This is a genomic window from Halosimplex salinum, from assembly GCF_003730195.1.
GTDB lineage: Archaea > Halobacteriota > Halobacteria > Halobacteriales > Haloarculaceae > Halosimplex > Halosimplex salinum.
This window is the reverse complement of the sequence record NZ_QWGG01000003.1, coordinates 582,630-606,059: the sequence shown is the minus strand read 5'-3', so window position 1 is coordinate 606,059 and position 23,430 is coordinate 582,630. Positions and strand designations below refer to the sequence as shown.

Here is a 23,430-nt window from a genome sequence, read left to right as displayed (position 1 = left end):
TCAGAAGAACGTCCGCAGATACACCGTCTCGGACGGGAACAGCGCCGCGAGCGCGTCCGCCGTCGTCTCGTCGGCGACCGAGAGTCCGCCGAGCCGTCGGGCGGTCGCGACGTCGTGGTAGCCGACGACGAGCTGGGAGAGCGTCCCGACGTCGACGGTCACGTCGGGATCGCCACTTCCGTCGAGCGTCGCGTCCGACTCCGCGGCGCGGTCGACGGCAGTACACTCACCCTCGCCGTCCGCGACTTGGAGGCGGAATCGCCCGTCGTTCCAGTCCGCCGTCTCGTCGGTCACCTCGATAGTGACGTCGGCGGTCGCGTCCGCGGGATACGGGCAGGCTTCGAGGGCGTCGGCGACGTCGACGATGCGGACCATCGGCCCGGTCTGCGTCTCGCACTCGACCGCGTCGGGGTCGGCGACGAGGTCGAGCAGGTCGGTCCGGGCGTCAGAGTAGACCACGACTTCGCTCGCCTGCGAGTCGTGGTCGGCGAGGAACCCCATCAGGCCGAGCCACGCGTCGTGGTCGGCGACGGCCATGTCGGAGACTTTCAACCGCTGATTCATGTGCCTCGGACCGCCCAGGTCTTCGAAGGTGTAGACGACGTACCCGACCGCCTCGCCGTCGCGCTCCCAGACGTAGGCCCACGGGCGGTCGTCGTCGCCCTCGTGGAGGACCCGTTCGCGCCACCAGTTCTCGCTCGACCGCCGGAGCGCGAGCGTCGTCTCTTCGGCCTGTGCCTCGTGGACTGTCTGTAACTCCCGCCACTCGTCGGCGGAGACTGGGCGAGCGTGTCCGTCGGCCGCGCTGCGGGCGAACGCCAGCTGGTCGGGCGAGCAGGTGTACTTCGCGTACGTGTTCGCCGTCGCCCAGCCGAACTGTTCGTAGTACGACCGTGAGAACGGCCACAGCGCGGCCAGCGGGAAGTCGCCGCGCCAGCGCTCCAGCGCGTCGCCGATCAGGGCCGACACGTACCCCTCGCGGCGGTGTTCCGGCGGCGTGGCGACGGCGGCCAGTCCCGCGAGCGACACCCACTCACCTCGGAGGTTCGCCGAGAGGTCGTAGTGGCCGCAGACGCTGACGAGGTCGTCGCCGACGAACGCGCCGTAGCGGTCGGCGATGCGGTCTGCCTCCTCGTCGTACGTCTGGGGCCCCTCGCCGGGCTGGAAGCCGTAGTCGGTGATCGCGCGGAAGTCGTCGAAGTGGTCTGCCGAGAGCGGTCGCACGTCCGCGTCCGCATCGTCTGTCATACCTCTTTTCGGGCGCTCCGCGCCGATATAGCTTCGGCACTCGGGTGCTGTCAGAAGTACGTCCGCAGGAACACCCGCTGGTCGGGGAACAGCGCCGTGAGTGTGTCCGCCGTCGCGTCGTCGGCGACCGAGAGGTCGCCGAGTCGACGCGCTGCCGTCACGTCGTGATAGCCGACGACGAGTTGGGAGAGCGTCCCAACGTCGACGGTCACGTCGGGCTCGCCGCCGGTCGACGGCGAACACGCCGCTTCTCCGTCGGCCACTTCGAGACGGAACCGGCCGTCGTTCCAGTCCGCGGTCCCGTCGGTCACGCTGATAGTCAGGTCGGCGGTCGCGTCGGCGGGATAGGGACACGCTTCGAGCGCGTTGGCCACGTCGACGACGCGGACCATCGGCCCGGCCATGACGCGGCAGTCGACCGTCGTCGAGTCGGGAACGAGGTCTAGCAGGTCGGCGCTCGAATCGCCGGAGAGCACGACCTCGTCGGCCTGAGAGTCGTACTCGGCGAGGAACCCCAGCAGTCCCCGGAGCGCCGCGTGGTCGGCGTACGCGACGTCCTCGACGCTCACCCGCCCGTCGGCGAATTTCGACCCCTCCCCGAACTCGTAGACGACGTACCCGACCACCTCGCCGTCGCGCTCCCAGACGTAGGCCCAGGGCCGGTCGTTCTCGTCGGCCGAGAGCAGGCGGTCGCGCCACCACTGCTCGTCCTCGCGACGGAGCACCAGCGAGCGCTCGGCGGCGAACGCCTCGTTGACGGCTCTCAGGTCGGCCCACTCCTCGGCTGTTGCGGGTCGCGCACGGCCCTCGACGGACCCGCGAGCGAACGATAGCTGGTCGATCGGACAGGTGTACTTCACGTAGCGGTTCGCCGTCGCCCAGCCGTACTGTCGGTAGTAGGGCGGCGAGAACGGCCACAGCGCGGCGAGCGGGAAGTCGCCGCGCCAGCGCTCCAGCGCGTCGTCGACGAGCGCTTCGGCGTAGCCCTGTCGCCGGCGTTCGGGCGGTGTCGCCACGGAGGCCAGCCCGGCCAGCGGCGTCCACTTACCGCGCAGGCTCGCGGTGAGATCGTAGTGCGTACAGACGCTGACGAGTTCCTCACCATCGAAGGCGCCGTAGGGGTCCGATATCCGGTCGAACGCGGTCGTTTCGTCGTACTCCTTTGGGCCCCTCTCCGGGTGAAACGAGTGGTCGGCGATGGCGCGGAACTCGGCGGCGTCCTCCGAGCCGAGCGGATGGACGCTGACTCGGTCTGTGGCGTTCGACATACCTGTTCCCGTGATTGGCGAACCGATATGCGTTGGGTGGCGGTGTTGGTCGGTAACACTTGGCGGACGGGACCGCGGATCCGGTGCCGCCCGCTCAATAGGTCTGGTGGGAGGCCGACCCGACGGCGACGCGGACGAGCGTGTTCTCGGACCAGTCGTCCGGATCGGCGCCGTAGCGGCGGTTGATCTGTCGGTTCGCCCGCTCGTTTTCCTCCTCGTCTTCGACGACGGTCGCCGTCCCGCGCACGGTGACGGTCCACTCCGGGTGGCCGGCCTCGCTCTCCTGTATCGAGAGGGCGACGCGGGGGTTCTCGCGGACGTTGGCGAGTTTCTTCCCAGTGGTCATCACCTCGATCACGGGCCGCTCGTCGCCCTCGGCGGGTTCGTAGCGGAACCAGACCGGCGCGGCGTGGGGGCGCCCCTCCGCACAGGTCGCCAGATGCGCCGCCACGGGGTCGCCGGTCAGTAGCTCTTCGACCTCGTCGGAGACAGTCTGGGTCACGTCGACCGTTGGGCCGGGACGCGGAAGTGCACTCTCCTTTTTCGGAGCGGTGGCGTGCGCTGTCGCGGGTCTCGTCCTCCTCGTGAGCGAAGCGAACGAGGGTCAGCGAGAGCTTCGCTCTCGCCAGACGCGACAGCACCGCGCGAGGGATGAGGAGCGCAACGCAGTGAGCACCGCAATCGGTTGGGGAGGTGTGAGGCTGTTTGCGGTGCTGTGCGGACCTTGGTGGACTGAAAGGGCGAGGCTCGCTCGCGTTCAGTTCAGTCGCCTGAGCGGGCACTATCCGCGCGAGTGCGGTGCGGTGCGGGTGTTCGAGCGCGGATATCCCGCCTCAGCGACCGCGAGCGGGCCGAGGGCTTTCAGCGCTCGCTGTCCGTTGTAATCAAATCGACTCATAGCGAGCGGGTCGAGGGCTTTCGTCGGTGGCCGTCGTCTGCGGTCGAAGTAACTGCTAGCGAGCGAGTCGAGGGCTTTCGTCGGTGGCTGTCGGACACACCAAATGAAACTCCGAAAACCAGCACACCCACTCAGAGCCCGAGGCCGAACAGCGCGAAGACGGCGAGCAGGACGCTCGGGACGGCGACGGCGACGTACACGAGCTTGTTCCAGCCGATCACCTTCTTCCCGTCGAGCGGGCCGAAGGGGATCATGTTGAAGCCGGCGAGCAGGAGGTTGATGCTGACGCCGCGCTGGCCGACCAGTCCCAGGAGTCCGGGCCCGAACAGCATGATCGGTACGAAGACGGCCGCGAGCGCGAGGTTCGTCACCGGACCGGCGAGCGCGATGAGGCCGTTCTCCCGGGCGGTGATCCGGCCGCGGTGGACGACCGCGCCCGGCGCGGCGAACAGGAAGCCCGCGAGCGCGGACATGATCGCGAGAAACAACATTCCGTAGTCCGCCTGGAACGCGGCGACCTGCCCGAACTGGACGGCGACGACCTTGTGGGCCAGTTCGTGCAGGAGGAAGGCGACGCCGACCGTCGCGAGCGAGACGCCGAGCGCGAGGCCGAGGAGTTCCGGGTCGACCGCTCCGCGCAGGGCCGCGTCGGCGATGGTCGGGTCGATGAACAGCGTGAACGCGACGCCGAGCGCGACCCACGCGACCGCCAGGTCACGGAGTTCGCGGCCGCTGAAGGAGATGCCGCCGCCCCGACCACCGGGACCACGGCCTCGGCCGCCACCGCGACGGCCGGTCGCCGCGCCGCCGGACCGGCTCACGTCAGGGTCCCCCAGACGATGTCCCAGCCGGTCCGGGCGCCCAGGAGGAGCTGTTCGCCGATGGCGCTGACGCCGCCCACGTCGGCCGACAGCCACGGGAGGATGAACGGGAAGACGACGAGACTCGCGAGCATGCTCCCGAGGTTGGTGACGCCGGCGATGAGGATCAGTCGGAACAGCGGGACCTCGCGCATCCGCGCGAAGATGTCGGCGATCGGCGCCTCGTCGTCGTCGAGTATCTCGTTGAGGCGGCCGATGTCGCCGACGTTCACGTCGACGTAGCGCAGTTCGACGTAGCCGGCGAACCAGCCCGGCGCCAGCAGCGGGTTCACGCTGGTGAGCCAGGCGACGCCGCCGCCGACGAGCGCGCTCGGCCACGTCGCGCCGGCGAGTTTCGCCAGTCCGCCGGCGAGGATCCCGTTGACGAGGAACCACGCGACGAACAGTTCGAGCAGGAATCCGTTGCTCGCCCCGCCCAGCGCCAGCAGGACGAAGAAGACGACGAAACCGACCGTCAGCGCGTAGCCGATGGCCTTGTAGAGATAGGCGGTGAGCCCCGACCCCGACGCCTCGCCGACGAGCGACTCCATCGGCGGGAGGCTCTCGGGGTCGTCGAGGTACCCCTGGATCCCCTCGCGGTGGCCGGCGCCGACGACGGCGACGACGCTGTAGCCCGCTTCACGGAGCGCGACGAGTCGGTGGGCGATGAAGGCGTCGCGCTCGTCGATGAGCGCCTCGGCCGCGCCCGGCGCGAACCGGCGGAACTCCTCCATCATCGCCGTCACCACGTCCGCGTCGGTCAGTTCCTCGATGTCGATCTCGTCGAGGTCGTCCTCGTCGGCGACGAACTGCGCGAGGACGCCGCCGGCGAGGGTCCCGAGGCCGCCGCCGACGAGCGCACCGCCGAGGACGCCCGTCCCGGCCTGGAGCGTGAAGCCGCCCAGCGACGTGAACCGGTCGGCCGATACGGAGAGCGGGCCGACCGCCAGCCCGCCGCCCGCCGCGACGGCGACGCCGGCGGCGGAGCCGATCACGATCGAGAGCGCGACTCGCGTGTACGTCGTGTTGGGGACGGGAAGCGCGTCGAACAGGCGACGGAGCGTGGGTTCGAGGAACGTCCACAGCACCGCGCCGGCGACGGCCCCGCCGACGAGGCCGCCGGCGAGCCCCACCATTTCGGGTCCGAGTGCGGCGACGAAGTCGGCGCTGGCGAAGCCGACGGCGCCGGCGGCGACCATCGCGACGGCGAAGCCGGCGAACACGCCGACAGAGAGGCCGATACCGGCACCCACGGCGAGCGGTGACCCGACCGCGAGCGTCAGGTTCCCCAGCATCGCCAGTTTGCGGAGCGGGCTGAGCCGCGCCCAGAAGCGCTGGACGGTCATCTGGATGTCGCGGTCGACCAGCGCGACGCCGAGGCCGTGCTCCTCGGCGGAGTCGATGGCCGCCATCATGTCGGCGCCGGGGTCGACGCCGAGTTTCTTCCCGAGTCGAGTCTGCACGTAGGAGAGCATCCAGTAGGCGAGAAACTGGAAGACGGTGTTGCCCCGGAGCATGTCGCCGGGGTCGATGTCGTCGGGCGTCTCGCCCTTGAGCTGGCGGTAGCGACCCTCGTCGAGTTCGACGGCGACGACGTCCGGCTTGCGCTCGGCGATCGTCTGCTCCACTTCTTCGACGCTCTGCTCTGAGACGTGTGCGGTGCCGAGGACGTGAACCTCCCCCTCGCCCGGGTCGCGGGAGGGCGGGAGCGTCATCTCTCCGTCGACGGCTCCGAGGTCGTCACCGGCGCGCTCGGTCATTCACCCCCGCTACACGGCGGTCGGGTTTACCGTTGTCGGGACGGCGACGGACCCAGCCGATCGTCCCCTCGCCTATCAGACCGCCGCGACGGACGGGCGCCGTCCCGCAGCTGGTATAAATAGACGATATGTCACTCACGTCTCCAGACGGGCGCTACATTCAGACTCGCCGTCAGAGCGGATATCAGCTGTAAAAACTTGCCACATAGAACTATATACTCCCATGATCGTCGGGCGAACGTGAATCTCAAGATCAAGCTGGTGGCGCTCTTTCTCGTCATCTCTCTCATCCCGCTGTCTGCGGTCGGCGCGCTCGCGACGACGACGATGGGCGACCTGAACGAGCACGCACAGGACCGCAGCGGGGAGTATCTCCGGGATGAGATAACGAGTTCGCTGAACGCCACCGTGTCGGCGAGACAGGACGGCATCCAGAACGAGATCGACAAGCGCGGCATCGACGTCCGCGCGATGGCGTCGTCGGCGACCATGGAGGACTACATGGCGGCCAGTGACGGCGAGATGGACCTGATACAGGAGATGAGCCAGGACCAGGTCGGCTACGTCGCCCTCCAGATGCGCGTCGCCGTCGAGAGCACCCGACAGACGGTCCTCGAGAGCGAGTACGACGGCCGGTCGTGGGCTGCCCTCTCGACCGCCGAACAGCGCGAGGTCGAGCGCCGCGTCGAGGCCCGAATCGCCGGGACCGACGGTGTCGGCGTCTCCGAGGAGGGGACGATGTCCGAGACGTTCGAGCCCGGCTACATCGGAAACACGGGGTACGCGTACATCACCGACATCGACTCGAACGTCGTGGTCCACCACAGCCTCGACGAGGGGCACAACCTGAAGGAGGACACCGGCGGGACGCTCAGGGTGTTCGACGACATCAAAAAGCGGATCCAGACGGACCTCTCGATCCAGAACGGCGAGAGCTGGGGCGTCGCCGAGTACGACTGGGAGGACACCACCCAGGAGGGGAACCCGGTCGAGACGAAGTTCATCTCCTACACCTACGACGAGAAGTTCGACTGGATCCTCGCACCGAGCGTCTACTACTACGAACTCCAGGAGACGGCGCGCGAGGACGCGCGCCGGCGGACGTCCGACTCCTTCGAACGGAGCCTCGAGAGCCAGACCGTCAGCATCGACGGCGAGGAGTTCCCGGCCTTCGAGAAACTGACCCTCGTCGACGCCGACGGGACCGAGCGCTTCCGCACGTACCGCTCCGACGGCGAGGTCGTCACCGAGAACGCCCGCGAGACCTCCCACGCCGACGCGGCGTGGTTCGAGGCGGCCGAGTCGCTCCCGGAGGGCGAGACGTACTTCGGCGAGGTTCGGACGACCGGCGGGAGCGAACGGCTGGCGATTTCGACGCCCGTCTACCACAACGGCACGTTCGAGGGGGCCGTCGCAGCGCAGTTCGACTACTCGCTGGTCACCGAGATGACCGACTCGGTGACGGTCGCCGACAGCGGCTACCTCTACGTCCTCGACGACGAGGGCGAGATCGTGAGCCACCCGAACCGCTCGGTCGTGACCGCGGGGACCGACGCCGCGGCCGGCGAGTACGGCGCCGAACTCGGCGACGTCGTCTCCGAGCGGATGCTCGCGGGCGAGTCGGGGATGGCGACCCACACGAAGACCGTCGACGGCGAGAACGCGACCCGCTACGTCCAGTTCGCCCCGCTCGAACTCGGTGACCGGCAGTTCACGCTCGTCGCGACGGTGCCGGCCGCGGACGTGAACGAGCCGATCGCGGCGCTCGGCGTCTCGCTGCAGGACAGGGCCGCCGACGCGCGCAACCTCATGCTGGGCCTGTTCCTCGTCGCGGCGATAGCGGTCGCCGGCGCCGGCTACGGGGCCGCTCGGTACATCGCTCGCCCGATCGAACAGATCAAGACGCGGGCGACCGCGATGTCGCAGGGTCGGTTCGACGACGACACGGACATCTCTGCTGGCGACGACGAGATCGGCGAGATGGTCGACGCGTTCGACGAGATGCAGGCGAACATGGACCGGCAGGTCGAGCAGATCGAGGCCGTCGGTCGCTCCCTGCAGACCGGCGACATCGACGACGACCTCCAGACGGACCTGCCCGGGAAGTTCGGCGAGATCATGACCTCGCTGGAGGCGGGGATGGGCGAGCTCCAGACGAGCTTCGTGGAGATCAGCCGCGCGAGCGAGAACGTCCGCGCCGGCCAGCTCGACCAGGACTTGGAGACGGACCTGCCGGGCGACTACGGCGACGTGATGACCGAACTCGACGACGGGCTCGAACAGCTCTCCGAGAGCTTCGCACAGCTTCGGACGGTCAGCGCCGACCTCCGCGACGGCCGTCTGGACCAGGACCTTGAGACGGACCTGCCGGGCGACTACGGCGACGTGATGGCGAACATCGACGAGGGGCTCGACGCCGTCGACGAGAGCGTCGCGCGCGTCCAGGCCATCGCCGGCGAGGTCAGGACGGCGAGCGCGGACGTGGCTAACAGCACCGAGGAGATCGAGGCCGCCAGCGAGGACGTGGCCGAGTCCGTCCAGGAGATCTCCCACGGCGCCGACCGACAGGCCGAGAACCTGGAGGAGACCGCCGGCGAGATGAACGACATGTCCGCGACCGTCGAGGAGATCGCCTCCTCCTCCGCGGACGTGGCAGAGACCGCGCGGCAGGCGGCCGAGCAGGCCGACGCCGGGCGCGAACAGGCTGCGGAGGCCTCGGCGGAGATCCGGGAGATCGAGGCCGAGTCCGAACAGGCCGCCGAGCAGGTCGCGGCGCTGCAGTCCCAGATGAACGAGATCAGCGAGATCATCGGGATGATCGACGACATCGCCGAGCAGACGAACATGCTGGCGCTCAACGCCTCGATCGAGGCGGCCAACGCGGACCAGTCGGGTGCCGGGTTCGCCGTCGTGGCCGACGAGATCAAGACCCTCGCCGACGAGGCCGGCTCCGCGACCGAAGAGGTCGACGAGCGCATCTCGGAGATCCAGTCGACGACCGGCGAGACGGTCGACGACATCGACCGGATGCGCGAGCGCGTCGAGTCCGGCGTCGCCACCATCGAGGAGTCCGTCGAGATGTTCGAAAAGATCGCCGAGGCCGTCGAAGCCGCCGAGAGCGGCGTCCGGGAGATCAGCGACGCCACCGACGACCAGGCCGCCTCCACCGAGGAGGTCGTCGCGATGGTCGACGAGGTGAGCACGGTCAGCGAGGAGACCGCCGCGGAGGCGACGAACGTCTCCTCGGCCTCCGAGGAACAGGCCGCCTCGATCAACGAAGTCTCCCGGAACGTCCGCGAGATGGCCGGCCTCGCCGCGGACCTGCAGGACCTCGCCGACGAGTTCGAGGTGAGCGACGGCGAGGACGACCCCGACACTCGCTCGCCGGACGACGACGGCCGCGACGCCGTCGACACCGACCCGAGTGAACTCCCCGAGCCCGCCGACAGCGGTCCGCTGCCGTCGGACGACGACTGAGCGCGCTCGGACTCTCTTTCGCCGACTGAGCGCATTCGGACTATCCTTCGTCGACGTAGCGTTCGTCGAACAGTCGGACGAGCGCTTTGAACAGCCCGACGACGATGGGCCCGTAGAACAGGCCCATGACGCCGAACGCGTAGACGCCGCCGAACACGCCGACGAGGATCGTCGCGGAGTGGAGCGACGACTCCCGGTCGACGACGTGGGCCCGCAGGTAGTCGTCGACGACGGCCACGGCCGTCAGCCCGTAGACGAGCAGGAACGCGGCCGCCAGCAGTCGGTCCTGGAGGCCCAGGTAGAGGACGGCCGGGCCGACGACGCCCGCGACGCCGACCACCGGGAACAGCTCCAGGACCATCATCACGAACGTCCAGAACAGGACGTTCGGGATGCCCACGACGAAGAGACCGACCCCCGCCACGGCGCCCTGGACGACCGCCACGAAGACGTGGCCTTTCAGGACGGCCCAGGTGGTCTGGTGTGCCTCTTCGTGGAGTTCCTCGGTGGTCTCGTCGTCCAGCGGGAGGCGCTCTTCGATCCAGTCGATCAGTCGGTCGCCGTCGACCAGGAGGTAGTAGAGGACGAACAGGAAGAGCACGCTCCCGAGAAAGAGGTCCGTCGTGGTCGCGACGAGCATCGAGATGTCGCCGAAGAGGATCTCGGCCACCCGCCGGGGGACGGACTCGACGATGGACCCCAGCGGCACCTCGACGCCGACGAGGTCCTCGATCCGGCGCTCGGCGGTGCTCCGGGCGGGCAGTTCCTCGACCGTCGCCGAGAGGTCGGACAGCCCCGCGGGCGCCGCGACGACGAGGAGCGTCCCGATGGCGCCGATCGCCGCGAGCGAGAGGGTGACCAGCGAGAGGGCGCTGATTCGCTCGCCGACCCTCGGCGCGAATCGCCGCTGGAGCGGCGCGAGCAGCACGGCCAGCAGGAGCGCGGTCAACAGCGCCGTCAGGAACGGGCGGAGGATCAGGAGGACGAGATACGCGAACGCGGTCAGGAGGACGGCGAAGAACCCGACCCGGAGGCGCTCGTCTCGCACCATCACGACCACCCGCAGCGGCCGAGTGGGCGTGTGACGGACGCGGTCGTTCGACCGGTGTGGCGACGGGATCGCACACCGGGAGAGAGGAGTCCCGGCCCAAAGGGCCTTGATCCCGGCTACTCGCGATCGGTTACGGGGTGCGTGCAGTGTGCGTTCTGGGTGCGTGCAGAGTGGCTGCCGACTGGTACGTTCGGCAGGGGAGTCGGTCGCAGAAGAGAGCGGCGCGGACGGTGGCTTACGAAAAATTGAGGCGAAAGCCTCGCCCTTTAGCGCGGGGATGAAACCGACCAACAGTATTCAACCGCCAAATCTGGAATAGACGGGGTTCCAACAGAATATTTTAGATGTCCGATCGGGATAGTATACATCGATGGTGAAGAGTACCCGTCATGCGAAATACGAACTCTACTACCACATAGTGTTCGTGCCGAAGTCGGACGGGACCGACGGTCCCGCTGACCTCGCGGAACAGGGTTCCGCTCAGTATCGGCGCTCGCACCTGACGGGGAAGACGAAGGAAAGTCTCGAAACCATCTTCGCGGAAATCTGTGAGGACAAGGGCCTCGAACTGGCCGAGTCCGAGGTCGTGCCCGACCACGTACATCTGTTCATCGGGAGTCCGCCGAAGAACGCCCCGTCACTCATCGTCAACTGGGTCAAGGGCATCTCCGCCCGCAAATACAACCAGCGGTACGACGACCGCGTGAAGTGGACTCGTTCCTACTACGTTGGAACGGCGGGAAGCGCCTCGAAAGGCGCTATCGAACGCTACATCGCGGAACAAGAAGGTGACGCCGAGTGAAGCGTGTCAATACCTTCGAGGTTGTTCCACAGTCCGAGAACGACAAAGAGTGCCTTCGACGGCTACTCGATGCGTCAGCCTCTCTGTGGAACGAACTGACCTACGAACGCCGTCAGAACTACTTCGGAGACGGCGACGTGTGGGACACGTCTGAGTATCGAGGGCGCTACAACGGCGTCGTCGGAAGCGCGACCGTTCAACAGGTCACGCGCAAGAACAGCGAAGCGTGGCGGTCGTTCTTCGCCCTCAAGGAGAACGGCGAGGACGCCAACCCACCGTCGTACTGGGGCGACGAGGAGGACGGACGCGAACTCCGTACCTACATCCGATGCAACCAGTACACGATTGAGTGGGGCAAGCGGTCACGTCTCGAAATTCCTGTCGGGCAAGAACTGAAAGACGAATACGGACTCGGCTACCACGAACGACTCCGCCTCGAAGTCCGAGGCAACCCGAAGTGGGACGGCAAACAGGGCCGTCTGGAACTTGCGTACGACGAGGTTAGCGACACGTTCAGGGCTTTCCAACCAGTCACCGTCGATGATTCTCGACTGGATTCACCACTGGCTTCTCACGAAGCCGCCCTCGACGTTGGCGCGAACAACCTCGTCGCCTGTTCCACGACCACTGGTTCCCAGTACCTCTACGACGGTCGGGAGTTGTTCGGACGGTTCCGCGAGACGACAGATGAAATCGCCCGCCTACAGTCAAAACTCCGTGAAGGACGCTACTCCTCGAAACGGATTCGACGGCTGTACCGACAGCGAACTCGACGCCGTGACCACGCACAGAACGCGCTAGTGCGCGACCTCGTTGAGCGGCTGTACGACGAGGGCGTGGCGACGGTGTACGTGGGCGACCTGACGGACGTGCTGGAAACGCACTGGTCGGTCAGGGTGAACGAGAAGACGCACAACTTCTGGGCGTTCAAGAAGTTCATCCACCGCCTCGCGTGCGTCTGTGAGGAGTATGGCGTCAGTCTCGAAGCCGAGTCGGAAGCGTGGACAAGTCAGACGTGCCCCGAGTGTGGCGACCACGAGAGTACGGTTCGCCATGGGGAGACGTTGATGTGTCCGTGCGGATTCGAGGGGCACGCCGACCTCACGGCGTCAGAGACGTTCCTTCGGGAAAACAGCGATTGCGAAGTCAGGCCGATGGCACGGCCCGTGCGATTCGAGTGGGACGACCACGATTGGTCGGGGAAATCACACCCTCACGAAAGTCCCAAAGAAGTGCGCATAGACCCGCAAGTTGCCTCCGTGGGTCGGTAGCCGAACCCCCAACGGAGGAATCCTCGCGCTTTAGCGCGGGGAGGATGTCAATCGCTCTGGATGCGCGGTGCGAGCATGAACGTGACCTGTCCCTCGCCCTCGGCGATGTCGAAGTGCATCTTGACGGGGAACTCCTCGCCGAGTTCCATGCGGACCTCGGCGTCTTTCGGGATGGCCTTGTTCATGTCCTTCAGGTAGTCGAGCGAGAACAGCGAGTGAGCGGGGCCGGCGGTCAGATCGATGAGGTCCTCGCGAGTGAGTTCGAGGTGGACGTCGTCCGTGTCGCCCTCCGCGTCGACGTAGAAGAATTCCTCGCCCTCGTTCACGCCGAGCGCGATGTGGTCCGAGACCATGTCCGCGGCGGTGACCGCGCGGTCGATGTCCCGGCCCTCGATGACGATCTCGGCGGCCAGGTCGAGGTCGGGGAGGTCGGGCTCCTGGCGGATGGAGTCGGGGTCGATGAGTGCGAGCGTGTACTCGAGGCCGTCGATGGCGATGTGCAGCTTGCGCGTCTCCTCGTCGAGTTCGAGGTGGACCAGCTGGTCCGCGTCGGCCATGCCGGCGATGTCTTCCAGTCGGGAGAGGTTGACGCCGATGACGCCGCCGTCGGTCTCGTAGGACTCGAAGGCCGAGGACGACAGCCGCATGTCGACCATCCCGACGTTCGCCGGGTCGACCGCCCGGATCTCCAGTCCGTCCGCTTCGAGGTGGATCTTGCACTCGTCCACCAGCACGCTCACGGAGTCCAGTGTCGTCCGGAGCGTATCCGCGCTCACGATAGCGTTGAACATCTTGCCCGCGGCTACGCCCCCATCCGTTAAAAAGTCCCTTCTTTGGTCGCGCGTGCGTGTGGTCGGCTCTGAGCACCGCATTCTCGTCTTCGGGACTCGTCTGCCCCCGCCGAACGCAGTCCCGGCGCCCGCGACGGGCGCCTGCGAGTGCGCGCACGGAGGTTAGGCGACCCACAGTCCAACGGCGAGGTGTGCCACGAGGACCGACTCCAGACGACGGGACCGACGACGCCGCTATCGGGGCGACCGGGACGACGCGCCGGTCCGTCCTGGCGGCCGGCGCCGGCGTGCTCGGTGCCGGGGCCGTCTCTGCAGGGGCACTCACTCGTTCGAGCGGCGTCGCCGCCGCCCAGATCACCGAAGCCGCCGCTATCCCCACGCCCGAGCGATGGAGCGACGCCAACCTCGCCGGGTTCATGATCCACGTCGGCGGGTCGATCGACTCGGAGCAGTCCCAGCAGGCGGCGGACTGTCAGGTGGTCGGTAGCGACACCTGGCCCCCCGACGAAATGCTCGCCTTCGACGCACAGTTGATCGACCGCAAGGACGACAGCACGGCCGAGGAGGAGACGACGCTGTACATCGGCGCTTCCTCGGACGTAGAGCCGGGCAAGCTCTACATCATCAACCGCTTCAACCGCTGTGAGGACTTCGTCGGCGTCTCCCTCGAACAGATCGGGCGGGCGGACGTGAACGTCGAGATCGACGACCGGACGACGGACACTCCCGCTGACGCCGACCAGCCCGACGGTGCCACGACCGAGTCGGAGGACGGCGGCTTCGGCGCCGTTGGCCCCGGATTCGGCCCGCTGGCTGGTCTTATCGGACTCCTCGGCGGCGGCGCGCTCCTCGCTCGCCGGGGCCACTCCGACTCCGACCCCGATTCCGACTCCGACTCCGACTCCCCGGGGGACTGACGCCGAACTCTCTCGGCCGCTGTGTACAGGCCTCGCGTCTGGCTCACGTAGGTTTTAGTGTCGTGGCGAGTCATGTAAGCACAGATGAAACAGTCGATCGCCTCGGTCGATGTCGGGGACGCGACCGTCGATACGCTCCTCCAGCGAGTGACCGTCCGGCCGGGCGAGGCGGTCGACGCGGCGGTCTCCGTCGAGGGCGGCGACGGCGCCCGGTCCGTCGGCGAGGTCGTGCTCGAACTCCAGACCCGCTGTCGCGGCGAAACGGGCGCCGAGACGGTGACCGTCGACCGCCTCGGCCTCGGTGACGGGCTCACCGTCGACCCCGGCGAATCGACGGTCGACGAGACGACAGTGCGAATCCCGTACGCGACGCCGCTGACGATGGACGACGTGCCCGTGTGGGCGGCGGCCGACTTCTGCGACCCGGAAGTCGAGGACACCGGCGCGGGAGAGCGGGAGCGAGAGCGAGAGCCACTGGCCGTCCGCCCGACGGCGCGGATGGAGACGGTGTTCGACGCGGCCGACGCGCTGGGTCTCTCCATCCGGGGCGTGGACTGCGAGACCGACCCCTACGACCGGTACGTGGTCCGTCGGTACGTCCAGGTGTTCGAGTTCTCCCCGGTCGGCGGTCCGTTCGAGGGCGCCTTCGAGCGACTCTCTCTCGTCTTCGACCCCGCTCCGGAAGCGCTCACCGTCTACGCCGAACTCGACAGGACGGTCGACCTCCTCAGCGCGCTCGCGCTGGCCGACGAACGAAAGACGCGGTTCGCGCTCCCCGAGACGGACGCCGACGCCGCCCGCCGGCAGCTCCGACAGACTGTCGAGCGCCTGCTGTAGACCGACGCCTCGCCGGCGCGCCACATCCGATGTGCCTTTCCGCGCCGACCGCCTCACTCCCTCTATGAACGCGAATTCGCCGACCGTCTCGGCGCGAGACGCCGCGGAGAACTCGGTGAGCGGGAGATGAGCGGGAAAGACGAGTACTACAACAGGGCCAAACAGCAGGGGTATCGCGCCCGCTCGGCGTACAAGCTCAAGCAACTGGACCGGACCGCCGGGCTGTTCGGCCCCGGTAACACCGTCGTCGACCTGGGCGCCGCGCCGGGCGGGTGGCTCCAGGTCGCCGCAGAGGAGGTCGACGAACACGGCACCGTCGTCGGCGTCGACCGCCAGCGCATCGACCCGATCGAGGACCACGACAACGTCGAGTACGTCCGCGGGGACATCACCGAGGAGTCGACTATCGAGGAGATCGTCGAGCGCGTCGGCGCCGAGGGCGAGGACCGCCCCGTCGACGTGGTCATCTCGGACATGGCGCCGAACATGACCGGCGACTACGACCTCGACCACGCCCGCTCGGCTCACCTCGCCCGCCAGGCGTTCGAAGTCGCCGACGAGGTGCTCGCGCCGGGCGGCGACCTCGCGGTGAAGATATTCGACGGGCAGGACGTCGCCCCGCTCCAGGAGGACATGGAGGAGCAGTTCGAGTACGTCCGGCAGGTCCGCCCGGACGCCTCGCGTGACTCCTCTTCCGAACTGTATCTCGTCGCCAAGGGGTATCTCACCGCGCCCGTCCGCGAGGGCGACACGCTCGAAGTCGAGATCGTCGACATCGGGAGCGACGGCGACGGCGTCGCGAAGGTCGAGGGCTACACGCTGTTCGTCTCCGGCACGGAGAAAGGCGAGACGCTCGACGTCCGCGTCGACGACGTGAAACCCAACTTCGGGTTCGCGGAACCGGTCGAGTGAGGGCCTCCGCGGAACCGGTCGAGTAAGGGCCTCCGCGGAACCGGTCGAGTAGCGCGTCCGCGGAGCCCGTCGAGTGCTGCACTCGCTTCTCAGAACTCGGCCGCCGTCTCCTCGTCCTCGTCTTGGTCTAAAATGAACTCCTTCAGGTCGTCGGCGGTCACGTCGTGGCCCTGTCGACCGAAGAAGGCGGCGACGTTCTCGCAGTCCCGGTCGAGGAACTCCTCGGCGTTGGGGTGGTGGACCGTCACGGCCTGTCCGAGGTCGATGACGTATATCTCGTCGCCGTGGACGATCAGGTTGTACTCCGAGAGGTCGCCATGGACGAGGCCGGCGTCGTGCAACCGGCGCATGTACTCGCGGACGACCTCGTAGGCGGTCTCGGGGTTTTCCAGATTCACTTCCGAGAGGCGCTTCCCTCGACCCTCGTCGGTGCCGAGGTACTCCATGACGAGGACGTTGCGCTCGACGGCGATGGGTTCGGGCACGAGCACGCCGGCCTGTCGGGCGCGATTGAGGTTGGCGAACTCCTTGCGGACCCACGCGAGGACGACCTTCTTCTTGTCGCCGCCGATCCCCTTGAAGCGCGGGTCGCCGTCGAGGTACCCGCGCATGTCGGTGAAGTCGGAGGCGTTGATGCGGTAGACCTTGACGGCGACTTCGGTGTCCTCGGGCGCCAGCGCGGTGTAGACGTTGGCCTCCTTGCCGGTAGAGATAGGGCCGCCGAAGGCGGTGATGTAGTCGTCCTGGACGAGTTTGTAGAGGGCGGCGTAGGTAGCGTCGTCGAACACCGACGCCTCGACTTTGAACTGCTCGGTGTTCTTGATGCGCTTGCGGAACTCGCTGAACTCGCGGTCGCGCTTGCGGGCGATCTCGTCGGCTTCCGTGTCGTGGACGTCGACTTCCTCCCACTCGTCGCCGGGGGCGTCGACTTCGTCGGTGTCGAGCAGGCGGTACTCCGTCATCGTCGGTCGTCCCGGCGGGCGCGCGAGGCGGTCGGGGCGCGCTCGCCGGTGGTGGTGTCCTCCATGTTACTCCTGGATGTGTCCCTCCTCGCGCAGCTGGTCTGCCTCCTGTTTCTCGTAGCGCCACGTGATGTCGCCCTTCTCGTCCTGCCAGTCCCACGGCTCGACGAGGACGACGTCGTCCTCCCGTATCCAGATGCGTTTCTGCATCTTACCGGGGATGCGTGCGGTGCGCGTCGTGCCGTCCATGCAACGTACCTCCACCCGATTCGCTCCGAGCATCTCCGTGACGACTGCGAACACCTCGTCCTCCTCGGGCATCCGCAGGTCGGTTCGACCCTCGTTGTCGCTCATACCCGTTCGTTGTCTCGGGAGACGTTTTAAGTTTTGCAGAATTGGAGACCGGGAACGGGGACTGTTCGGCCCGAAACCGGAGACTGACGCAGTGGCGCGCGCTTTGTGCGCGCTTTGTGCGCGCTTTGTGCGCGCGACGTCTTCGCGAGTGAAACGAGCGAAGGCTCGGAAGACGACCGGAGGGAGTCTTCAGGTGGACGAGCATCACAGCGAAGCGAGCACCGCAGTCGGTTGGGGAGGTTTGTGGCGCGGTGCAGTGCTGTTGCGGTCCTGGTGTCCTCGTGAGCGGAGCGAACGAGGGCTCGGAAGACGAACGGAGTGAGTCTTCCGGTGGACTGAAAGGGCGAGGCGCGCTCGCGTTTATGTAGTCGCCTGAGCGGGCCGAGGGCTTTCAACTCTCAGTCGTCACTGCAGTCGGTCCATTCGCTAGCCAGCGCGTCGAGAACCTTCGAAAACCGCGACCTGACGAAACGCCTGCGACTCGAACTCACCCGACGAGGAGGTACACCATCGCGTAGGCGACGGCGGCCAGACTGACGGCCGTCAGCCCGGTCACGGCGGTCCGCCAGGTGCGGATCCGTGCCAGCGGGGGCGGCGTGGCGCCGACGAACCCGACCGCGAGCACGCTGAACACGAAGTGATAGGAGACGTCGAGCGTGGGCGCGGGGAGCGCGAGCGCGGCGCCGGCGTAGGCGACGCCGAGCACCGCGCGGCGGTCGACGTGCGCGTGGGGTCGGTCACCCGATATCCAGAAGTAGGCCGCCAGCGCCAGCCAGACAGTGGCGAGTTCGAACCCGAACGCGCCGAGCAGGTGGAACGTCGGGTCCGCCGAGAGCACGACCCGCTCGGCGACGAGCGTCAGGTCGAAGGGGTACAGAAACGCGGGCGGCTCCCCCGTGAAGAGGTCGCCGAAGGGGTGGGTGAACAGGCCCACGAACGCCGCGAGGCCGAGAACGCGGGGGGAGACGCCCCGTCGGCGGGCGACGGCGACGAGCGCGGCCGCGCCGAGGACGAACACCACGGTGACGGCGCCGGCTAGGGCGCCGCTGAGGGCGGTCACGAGCACGACGAGCGCGGCCAGCAGGCCGGCGCCGGCGAGTCGCGGTACAGCGTTCGAGCGGGCGGCGAGCGCGACGGCGGCGGTCACCACCGCGGCGACCGGGAGGGCGTGGGTGACGCCGCGGTGGACCCGGTTCCCGGCGTCCCAGAAGGACTCGACGGGGATCGGCCCCGAGCCCGCGGCGGGCGCCAGCAGTCCCGCGACGCCGTAGACCACGTCCACGTCGGGGAGGGTGGCGAACGCGCCGGCCAGCACCGCGACCCGGAGCGCGGCCCCGCGGCTCCAGCCCAGTCGATGGGCGCCGAGGGCGGCGACCGCGAACGCGAGACAGGCGTGACCGACGAACATTCACGCCAGTTTCTTCGCGCTCGACCATAAGTGTCTCGCGCGACTCGTTCGCACTGCACACGTCGCCGAGCGCCGACAGCCGTGAGCGCCGACAGCCGTGAGCGCCGATGGCCGTGAGCGAGCGCCGTTCGAACGCCGTCGAGAACCGACAGCGTCCTCTCAGCCGGTCAGCCCGAACACGGACCGGATCTCGGACTCGATCTCGTCGACGTAGCGGTCGAGGATCGTCTCCACTTTCTCGTCGTCGGCGGCGAGTACGCCCGAGAGGCGCTCTGTGGGGTCGTCGGGGAGTTCGATCCGGAACTCGCCGTCCCCCTCGTAGAACGGTTCGCTCTCGGAGAGGATCTGCTGGTCGATCGCGTGGATCAGCTCCGAGTCGTAGCGGTCGTTCATCGTCTCGAAGGCCTGCTTGTAGGCCCGCTGGAGCTCCGTGAAGTAGTTCGCGTACTTGTCCTCGAACTTCTCGGGGTCGAACTCGGCCATTACACGGATCGACGGCGACCGCCGACAAAAGTCGTCCGTCTCGGCGCGCTCGCCCGGTCGTGGCCTCGTCGGCCGTCGCAGTCGGCTCCCTACGACTCCCCCTCTTCGAACCCGAAGTCGGCGGCGTCGACCGGGATGCGCATGCGGTTCTCGGGGAACGCGAGCAGGTAGAGGCCGCCGCCGACGATCCCGGCGAAGACGATTCCCCCCGCGACGGTGGCGGCGACGGTCACCGAGAGCTGTTGGCCGTTGGCGGCGAGGACCGCGAGGACGACCGCCAGCAGCACCATCGTCGCCATCACTCCGAACACGAACCCCGCCCCGAACAGCAACTTCCCGTCGTCGGACAGCGCTTCCGAGGGTTGTGTGGCCATGACGTGAGTACCGCTAGCGCTTCTCGCATAAATATCTGCCACCCGTTCGGGACGCCGGTCAGGCGAACCGTTCGGGGTCGATCCGGGAGAGGCGCATCGCGTTCCCGGTGACGCCGAGGCTCATCCCCATGTCGCCGACGACGACGGCCAGCGCGACGCTCACCAGGCCCAGCGGGACGCCGAGCGCGAGCAGTGCCTTCACGCCGAGGCTCGCCCAGATGTTCTGCCGGATGACGCCGTTGGCCGTCTGCGACAGCGCGTACAGGTACGGGAGCTTCCCGATGTCGTCCCCCATCAGCGCGATATCGGCGGTCTCGAGGGCCGTGTCCGTCCCCGCCGCGCCCATCGCGACGCCCACCTCGGCGGTCGCGAGCGCCGGCGCGTCGTTGATCCCGTCGCCGACCATCGCCACCTCGCCGTACTCCGCCTGCAGCGACTCGACGGCCGTCACCTTCTCGTCGGGGAGCAGTTCGGCGCGGTACTCGTCGACGCCGACCTGCTCGGCGATCGCGCGGGCGGTGCCCTCGTTGTCGCCCGTCAGCATCACCACGCGCTCGACGCCCAGTTCCTGCAGTCTCTCGACGGCCCGCTTCGAGGCCGGGCGCACCTCGTCCGCGACCGCGATGGCCCCCAGTAGCTCCGTCTCCGTCCCGACGAGAACGACCGTCTTGCCCTCCCGTTCCAGCGCTGCGAGGGTGTCCTCGGCGAACGCACCGTCCGCATCGGCCACCCCTTCGGACACGGTCCCTCCGTCGGTCCGCGTGTCCGAGGAGCCATCGGTCGCCGCGCGGGCCCGCGAGAGGTCGAAGCCGAGGTCTTCGAACAGGGCGGGCTTCCCCGCGTAGTACGTCTCGCCACCGTCGAACTCGCCGCGGATCCCCTTGCCGGTTAGGCTCTCGAACCCATTGGGTTCGGGAGCGTCGGCCGCGCCCGCGGACTCGGCGCGAGCGAGGATCGCCGCGGCGATAGGGTGTTCGCTGCGCCGCTCCAGTGCGGCGGCGCGCCGGAGCAGCGTCGTTTCGTCGGTGTCGCCGAGCGGGACGACGTCCGTGACGGTGAGTTCGCCCCTCGTGAGCGTCCCGGTCTTGTCCAGGGCGATGGCGTCGACCGAGCCCATCGTCTCCAGGTAGTTCCCGCCCTTGATCAGCACGCCGTTCTTCGCGGCGCTGGTGATGCCCGACACCACCGAGACGGGCGTCGAGATGACGAACGCGCACGGGCACGCGATGACGAGCAGGGTGAGTCCGCGGACGAACCACGTCCCCCAGTCGCCGACGAAGGTGAACCCGTACCCGGCCACGCCGACCGAGACCGGCTCGGCGATCGCGAGGGGCGGAACGACGGCGGTCAGTATCGCCAGCACGACCACGACGGGCGTGTAGTAGCCCGCGAACCGGTCGACGAACTGCTCGGTCTCGGTCTGTTCGGCCTGTGCGCCCTGCACCAGTTCGACGATCCGCGAGAGCGTCGAGTCGCCCGCGGTCGACGTGACCTCCACCTCGAGATACCCCTCCTCGTTGATCGCGCCGGCGAACACCTCGTCGCCGGCGGCCTTGTCGACGGGCACGCTCTCGCCGGTGATCGGCGACTCGTCGACCGCGCTCTCGCCCGCGACGACCGTGCCGTCGAGGGGGACCTTGTCGCCGGGACGAACGACCACGACTTCGCCGACGTCGACGTCGTCGGCCGGGACGGTCACCTCCTCGCCGTCGCGCTCGACCGTCGCCTCGTCGGGCGACAGCTCCATCAGCTCGCGCAGCGAGTCGCGTGCCCTGTCCATCGCGTACTCCTCGAGCAGTTCGGCGACGCTGAAGAGGACCGCCAGCGTGGCCGCCTCGACGAAGTACCCGATGCCGGTCGCGGCGACGATGGCCGTCCCCATCAGCAGGTCGATGTCGAGGCTCCGGCTCTTCGCCGAGTAGTAGCCGCCCCGTACGACGGGAAGCCCGCTGGCGACGACGGCACCGAGGAACAGCACGTCCGCGAGCGTGAGCGGGTAACCGAGGACGGTCGCCACGCCGACGTTCTGCCCGGTGAGGACGAACTCCACCGCCAGACCGAGCGTGACGAACACCGCACCGATCCACGTCTTGATCGCCCGTGGACTCGTCCACACCTCCGACGGCGGCGCGACGTCGACGCCGCCCTCCTCGCCCGACTCGGGGTCCTCGCCGACGACTTCGTACCCCGCGCTCTCGATGGCGGCCACGACGTCCGCCCTCGAAACGCGCTCGGAGTCGTACGTGACCGTGGCGGTGCCCGTCGTCGGCCGGAGGTCCGTCTCGACCACGCCGTCGAGGCGTCCGAGGCGCTTGTCGATCTTCCCCGCGCAGGACGGGCAGTCCATCTCCGGGACGGACAGCTGTGCGGACAGCTCTCGCTGCCCGCCGCCCGACTCACCCCCCGTTCCGTCTACGTTCTCGGTCATTACGCGTCACTACGTGTTCGGGCCGGATACGAGTTGGTTGGAATATTCCAAACTGTGGGTCGGGACGGTCCGAAGGAGCGAGCGCCGGTCAGAGGGGCGTCGAGGCTCCGTCCGTCGACCGCATCTCTCCCACCCGCTGTTTGGCCACGTGCGCCTCCGCTCGACGCAATCGGTAGGTGAGGGTGGAACGGGGCACGTCGAGTCGGTCGGCGAGTTCGCCCACGTCGACCGCGCGGGGCGTCTCGTAGTAGCCGTGTTCGACCGCCGCGCGGAGCGCTTCCGCCTGTTCGGGTCGCAAGTCGCCCTCGTCGGGGCTCGCCTCCCGCGGCGACGACGCTTCGGTCAGGCGTTCGACGTCGAGCGTCGCGCAGTCGCCGACGCGCTCCTCGATAGCGTCGAAGAAGCCCCGCACGTCCCCGCCGCCGGGGTGGACGATCCGCCACGTGTAGCGTCGCCCCTCGTTGCGCGTCTCGAAGAGCAACCCCTCGCCGAGGTGGTCGAGCGCGGTGTGGGGGACGGACGCGCAGGTGGGAGTTCGCTCCCAGTACGAGTAGAGGACGAGCGTGTCGTCGGCGTGTTCGAGGACCTGCGTCGTCTGGGTCGCACCGCAGTCGTCGGTCGCGAGGCAGTCCGCGTAGTAGTCGGCCGTCAGGAAGGCGTTCTCGACGTCCGCGAGCGCATCGCTCGACCCGCTGGCGTGGTCGACGCGCCAGAGGCTCTCGCTGGTGGCGTGCAGGGAGAGCGACCGGATCCGCGCGTCGGGGTGCTCGACGAGCGCGTCCGCGACCCTGTTGCACCCGGGTTCGTAGTCGAGCCCGAAGACGAGTTCGCGCATACCCGTACGTAGGCGTGAGAGGAATATTAACCACTCCCACGCGCCGACCGACTCGACCGCTCCCGAGCCCGGTTCGCTGAACGGACACTGTCTATTCAGTATAGCAGTATATGATTTATGCCCCTCACGGACGCGACGCGTCGCTGACGGCGAGGAGACGGGTCAGAGCGACGGACGGGCCGATCCAGCCCCTCGAACGCGGAAAATCGGCTCGTCAGGGCTCGTGCTGGGTCGGGAGGTACAACAGCGCGTAGGCCATGAAGAGGACGCCGCCCAGACCGACGATCACGAGATAGGCGATCGGACTCACCGAGGTTATCGCGTCGACGACCCCGCCGACCACCGACACGGGGTTCGAAACCCCGACGGACGAGGCGTAGACGAGCACCAGCGCTGTCGCCACCAGCACCAGATCGAACGCGTCACGCCGCTCGACGGCCATCGGACGATCACTCGACGGCCGTCACCATAGTCCCCACGGCCGCCGACTTCCC

Annotated in this window: 21 protein-coding genes; 6 read left to right on the top strand and 15 right to left on the bottom strand. The window is 68.0% G+C overall.

Annotation, left to right across the window (positions count from 1 at the left end):
• The 5 genes from D1409_RS11255 to D1409_RS11235 all read right to left on the bottom strand — a co-directional run bounded on the left by D1409_RS11255 (window position 1) and on the right by D1409_RS11235 (window position 6,034).
• A complete protein-coding gene (locus D1409_RS11255) occupies window positions 1-1,248 on the bottom strand; it encodes a GNAT family N-acetyltransferase (protein WP_123537056.1) in 1,248 nt (415 codons plus the stop codon).
• Window positions 1,249-1,298: 50 nt separating this feature from the next.
• Window positions 1,299-2,516 (bottom strand): GNAT family N-acetyltransferase, encoded by a 1,218-nt coding sequence (locus tag D1409_RS11250; protein WP_123537055.1) that lies wholly within the window; start codon window positions 2,514-2,516, stop codon window positions 1,299-1,301.
• Between the two features lie 94 nt (window positions 2,517-2,610).
• Window positions 2,611-3,018 (bottom strand): pyridoxamine 5'-phosphate oxidase family protein, encoded by a 408-nt coding sequence (locus tag D1409_RS11245; RefSeq protein ID WP_123537054.1) that lies wholly within the window; start codon window positions 3,016-3,018, stop codon window positions 2,611-2,613.
• A 527-nt stretch (window positions 3,019-3,545) separates the two neighbouring features.
• Window positions 3,546-4,157, bottom strand: a complete 612-nt coding sequence (locus D1409_RS11240; RefSeq protein ID WP_123537103.1) for a zinc metalloprotease — start codon at window positions 4,155-4,157, stop codon at window positions 3,546-3,548.
• Window positions 4,158-4,231: 74 nt separating this feature from the next.
• Window positions 4,232-6,034 carry a TraB/GumN family protein gene (locus D1409_RS11235; protein WP_206425031.1) on the bottom strand — a complete coding sequence of 601 codons (1,803 nt, stop codon included), beginning with the start codon at window positions 6,032-6,034 and terminating at the stop codon, window positions 4,232-4,234.
• 240 nt (window positions 6,035-6,274) lie between these two features.
• Between D1409_RS11235 and D1409_RS11230 the strand changes: the two genes are divergently transcribed.
• The gene (locus D1409_RS11230) at window positions 6,275-9,511 is read left to right on the top strand and encodes a methyl-accepting chemotaxis protein (RefSeq protein WP_123537053.1); all 3,237 of its coding nucleotides are present in this window, start codon (window positions 6,275-6,277) and stop codon (window positions 9,509-9,511) included.
• A 40-nt stretch (window positions 9,512-9,551) separates the two neighbouring features.
• On the opposite strand, the gene D1409_RS11225 is transcribed toward D1409_RS11230, so the two are convergent.
• Window positions 9,552-10,562 (bottom strand): AI-2E family transporter, encoded by a 1,011-nt coding sequence (locus tag D1409_RS11225; protein ID WP_164471645.1) that lies wholly within the window; start codon window positions 10,560-10,562, stop codon window positions 9,552-9,554.
• A gap of 370 nt (window positions 10,563-10,932) precedes the next feature.
• Between D1409_RS11225 and tnpA the strand changes: the two genes are divergently transcribed.
• Together tnpA and D1409_RS11215 are read left to right on the top strand one after the other, a co-directional pair.
• Window positions 10,933-11,364 carry an IS200/IS605 family transposase gene (gene tnpA / locus D1409_RS11220; protein ID WP_123537051.1) on the top strand — a complete coding sequence of 144 codons (432 nt, stop codon included), beginning with the start codon at window positions 10,933-10,935 and terminating at the stop codon, window positions 11,362-11,364.
• Window positions 11,361-12,635 (top strand): RNA-guided endonuclease InsQ/TnpB family protein, encoded by a 1,275-nt coding sequence (locus D1409_RS11215; protein WP_123537050.1) that lies wholly within the window; start codon window positions 11,361-11,363, stop codon window positions 12,633-12,635. Before tnpA ends, D1409_RS11215 begins: the two co-directional genes overlap by 4 nt.
• A gap of 47 nt (window positions 12,636-12,682) precedes the next feature.
• Here D1409_RS11215 and D1409_RS11210 read toward each other — a convergent pair whose 3' ends face one another.
• A complete protein-coding gene (locus D1409_RS11210) occupies window positions 12,683-13,426 on the bottom strand; it encodes a DNA polymerase sliding clamp (RefSeq protein ID WP_123537049.1) in 744 nt (247 codons plus the stop codon).
• 191 nt (window positions 13,427-13,617) lie between these two features.
• Between D1409_RS11210 and D1409_RS11205 the strand changes: the two genes are divergently transcribed.
• From D1409_RS11205 to D1409_RS11195, 3 genes are all read left to right on the top strand, one after another.
• Window positions 13,618-14,343 carry a hypothetical protein gene (locus tag D1409_RS11205; RefSeq protein ID WP_123537048.1) on the top strand — a complete coding sequence of 242 codons (726 nt, stop codon included), beginning with the start codon at window positions 13,618-13,620 and terminating at the stop codon, window positions 14,341-14,343.
• Between the two features lie 84 nt (window positions 14,344-14,427).
• Window positions 14,428-15,180 (top strand): sporulation protein, encoded by a 753-nt coding sequence (locus D1409_RS11200; RefSeq protein WP_123537047.1) that lies wholly within the window; start codon window positions 14,428-14,430, stop codon window positions 15,178-15,180.
• Between the two features lie 126 nt (window positions 15,181-15,306).
• Window positions 15,307-16,092 (top strand): 23S rRNA (uridine(2552)-2'-O)-methyltransferase, encoded by a 786-nt coding sequence (locus D1409_RS11195; protein ID WP_123537046.1) that lies wholly within the window; start codon window positions 15,307-15,309, stop codon window positions 16,090-16,092.
• An 89-nt stretch (window positions 16,093-16,181) separates the two neighbouring features.
• Here D1409_RS11195 and rio1 read toward each other — a convergent pair whose 3' ends face one another.
• From rio1 to D1409_RS11155, 8 genes are all read right to left on the bottom strand, one after another.
• Window positions 16,182-17,054 carry a serine/threonine-protein kinase Rio1 gene (gene rio1, locus D1409_RS11190; protein ID WP_123537045.1) on the bottom strand — a complete coding sequence of 291 codons (873 nt, stop codon included), beginning with the start codon at window positions 17,052-17,054 and terminating at the stop codon, window positions 16,182-16,184.
• 66 nt (window positions 17,055-17,120) lie between these two features.
• On the bottom strand, window positions 17,121-17,408 hold the full coding sequence (gene eif1A / locus D1409_RS11185; RefSeq protein WP_123537044.1) for a translation initiation factor eIF-1A: 288 nt from the start codon (window positions 17,406-17,408) through the stop codon (window positions 17,121-17,123).
• A gap of 487 nt (window positions 17,409-17,895) precedes the next feature.
• On the bottom strand, window positions 17,896-18,816 hold the full coding sequence (locus tag D1409_RS11180) for a metal-dependent hydrolase (RefSeq protein ID WP_123537043.1): 921 nt from the start codon (window positions 18,814-18,816) through the stop codon (window positions 17,896-17,898).
• Window positions 18,817-18,975: 159 nt separating this feature from the next.
• Window positions 18,976-19,299 (bottom strand): DUF5783 family protein, encoded by a 324-nt coding sequence (locus D1409_RS11175; protein WP_123537042.1) that lies wholly within the window; start codon window positions 19,297-19,299, stop codon window positions 18,976-18,978.
• Window positions 19,300-19,388: 89 nt separating this feature from the next.
• Window positions 19,389-19,673 (bottom strand): hypothetical protein, encoded by a 285-nt coding sequence (locus D1409_RS11170; protein ID WP_123537041.1) that lies wholly within the window; start codon window positions 19,671-19,673, stop codon window positions 19,389-19,391.
• Window positions 19,674-19,731: 58 nt separating this feature from the next.
• Window positions 19,732-22,101 carry a heavy metal translocating P-type ATPase gene (locus D1409_RS11165; RefSeq protein WP_123537040.1) on the bottom strand — a complete coding sequence of 790 codons (2,370 nt, stop codon included), beginning with the start codon at window positions 22,099-22,101 and terminating at the stop codon, window positions 19,732-19,734.
• Between the two features lie 88 nt (window positions 22,102-22,189).
• Window positions 22,190-22,936, bottom strand: coding sequence for a helix-turn-helix domain-containing protein (locus tag D1409_RS11160; RefSeq protein WP_123537039.1), 747 nt, complete (start codon window positions 22,934-22,936; stop codon window positions 22,190-22,192).
• Window positions 22,937-23,150: 214 nt separating this feature from the next.
• Window positions 23,151-23,378, bottom strand: coding sequence for a hypothetical protein (locus tag D1409_RS11155; RefSeq protein ID WP_123537038.1), 228 nt, complete (start codon window positions 23,376-23,378; stop codon window positions 23,151-23,153).
• Between the last annotated feature and the right edge of the window lie 52 nt (window positions 23,379-23,430).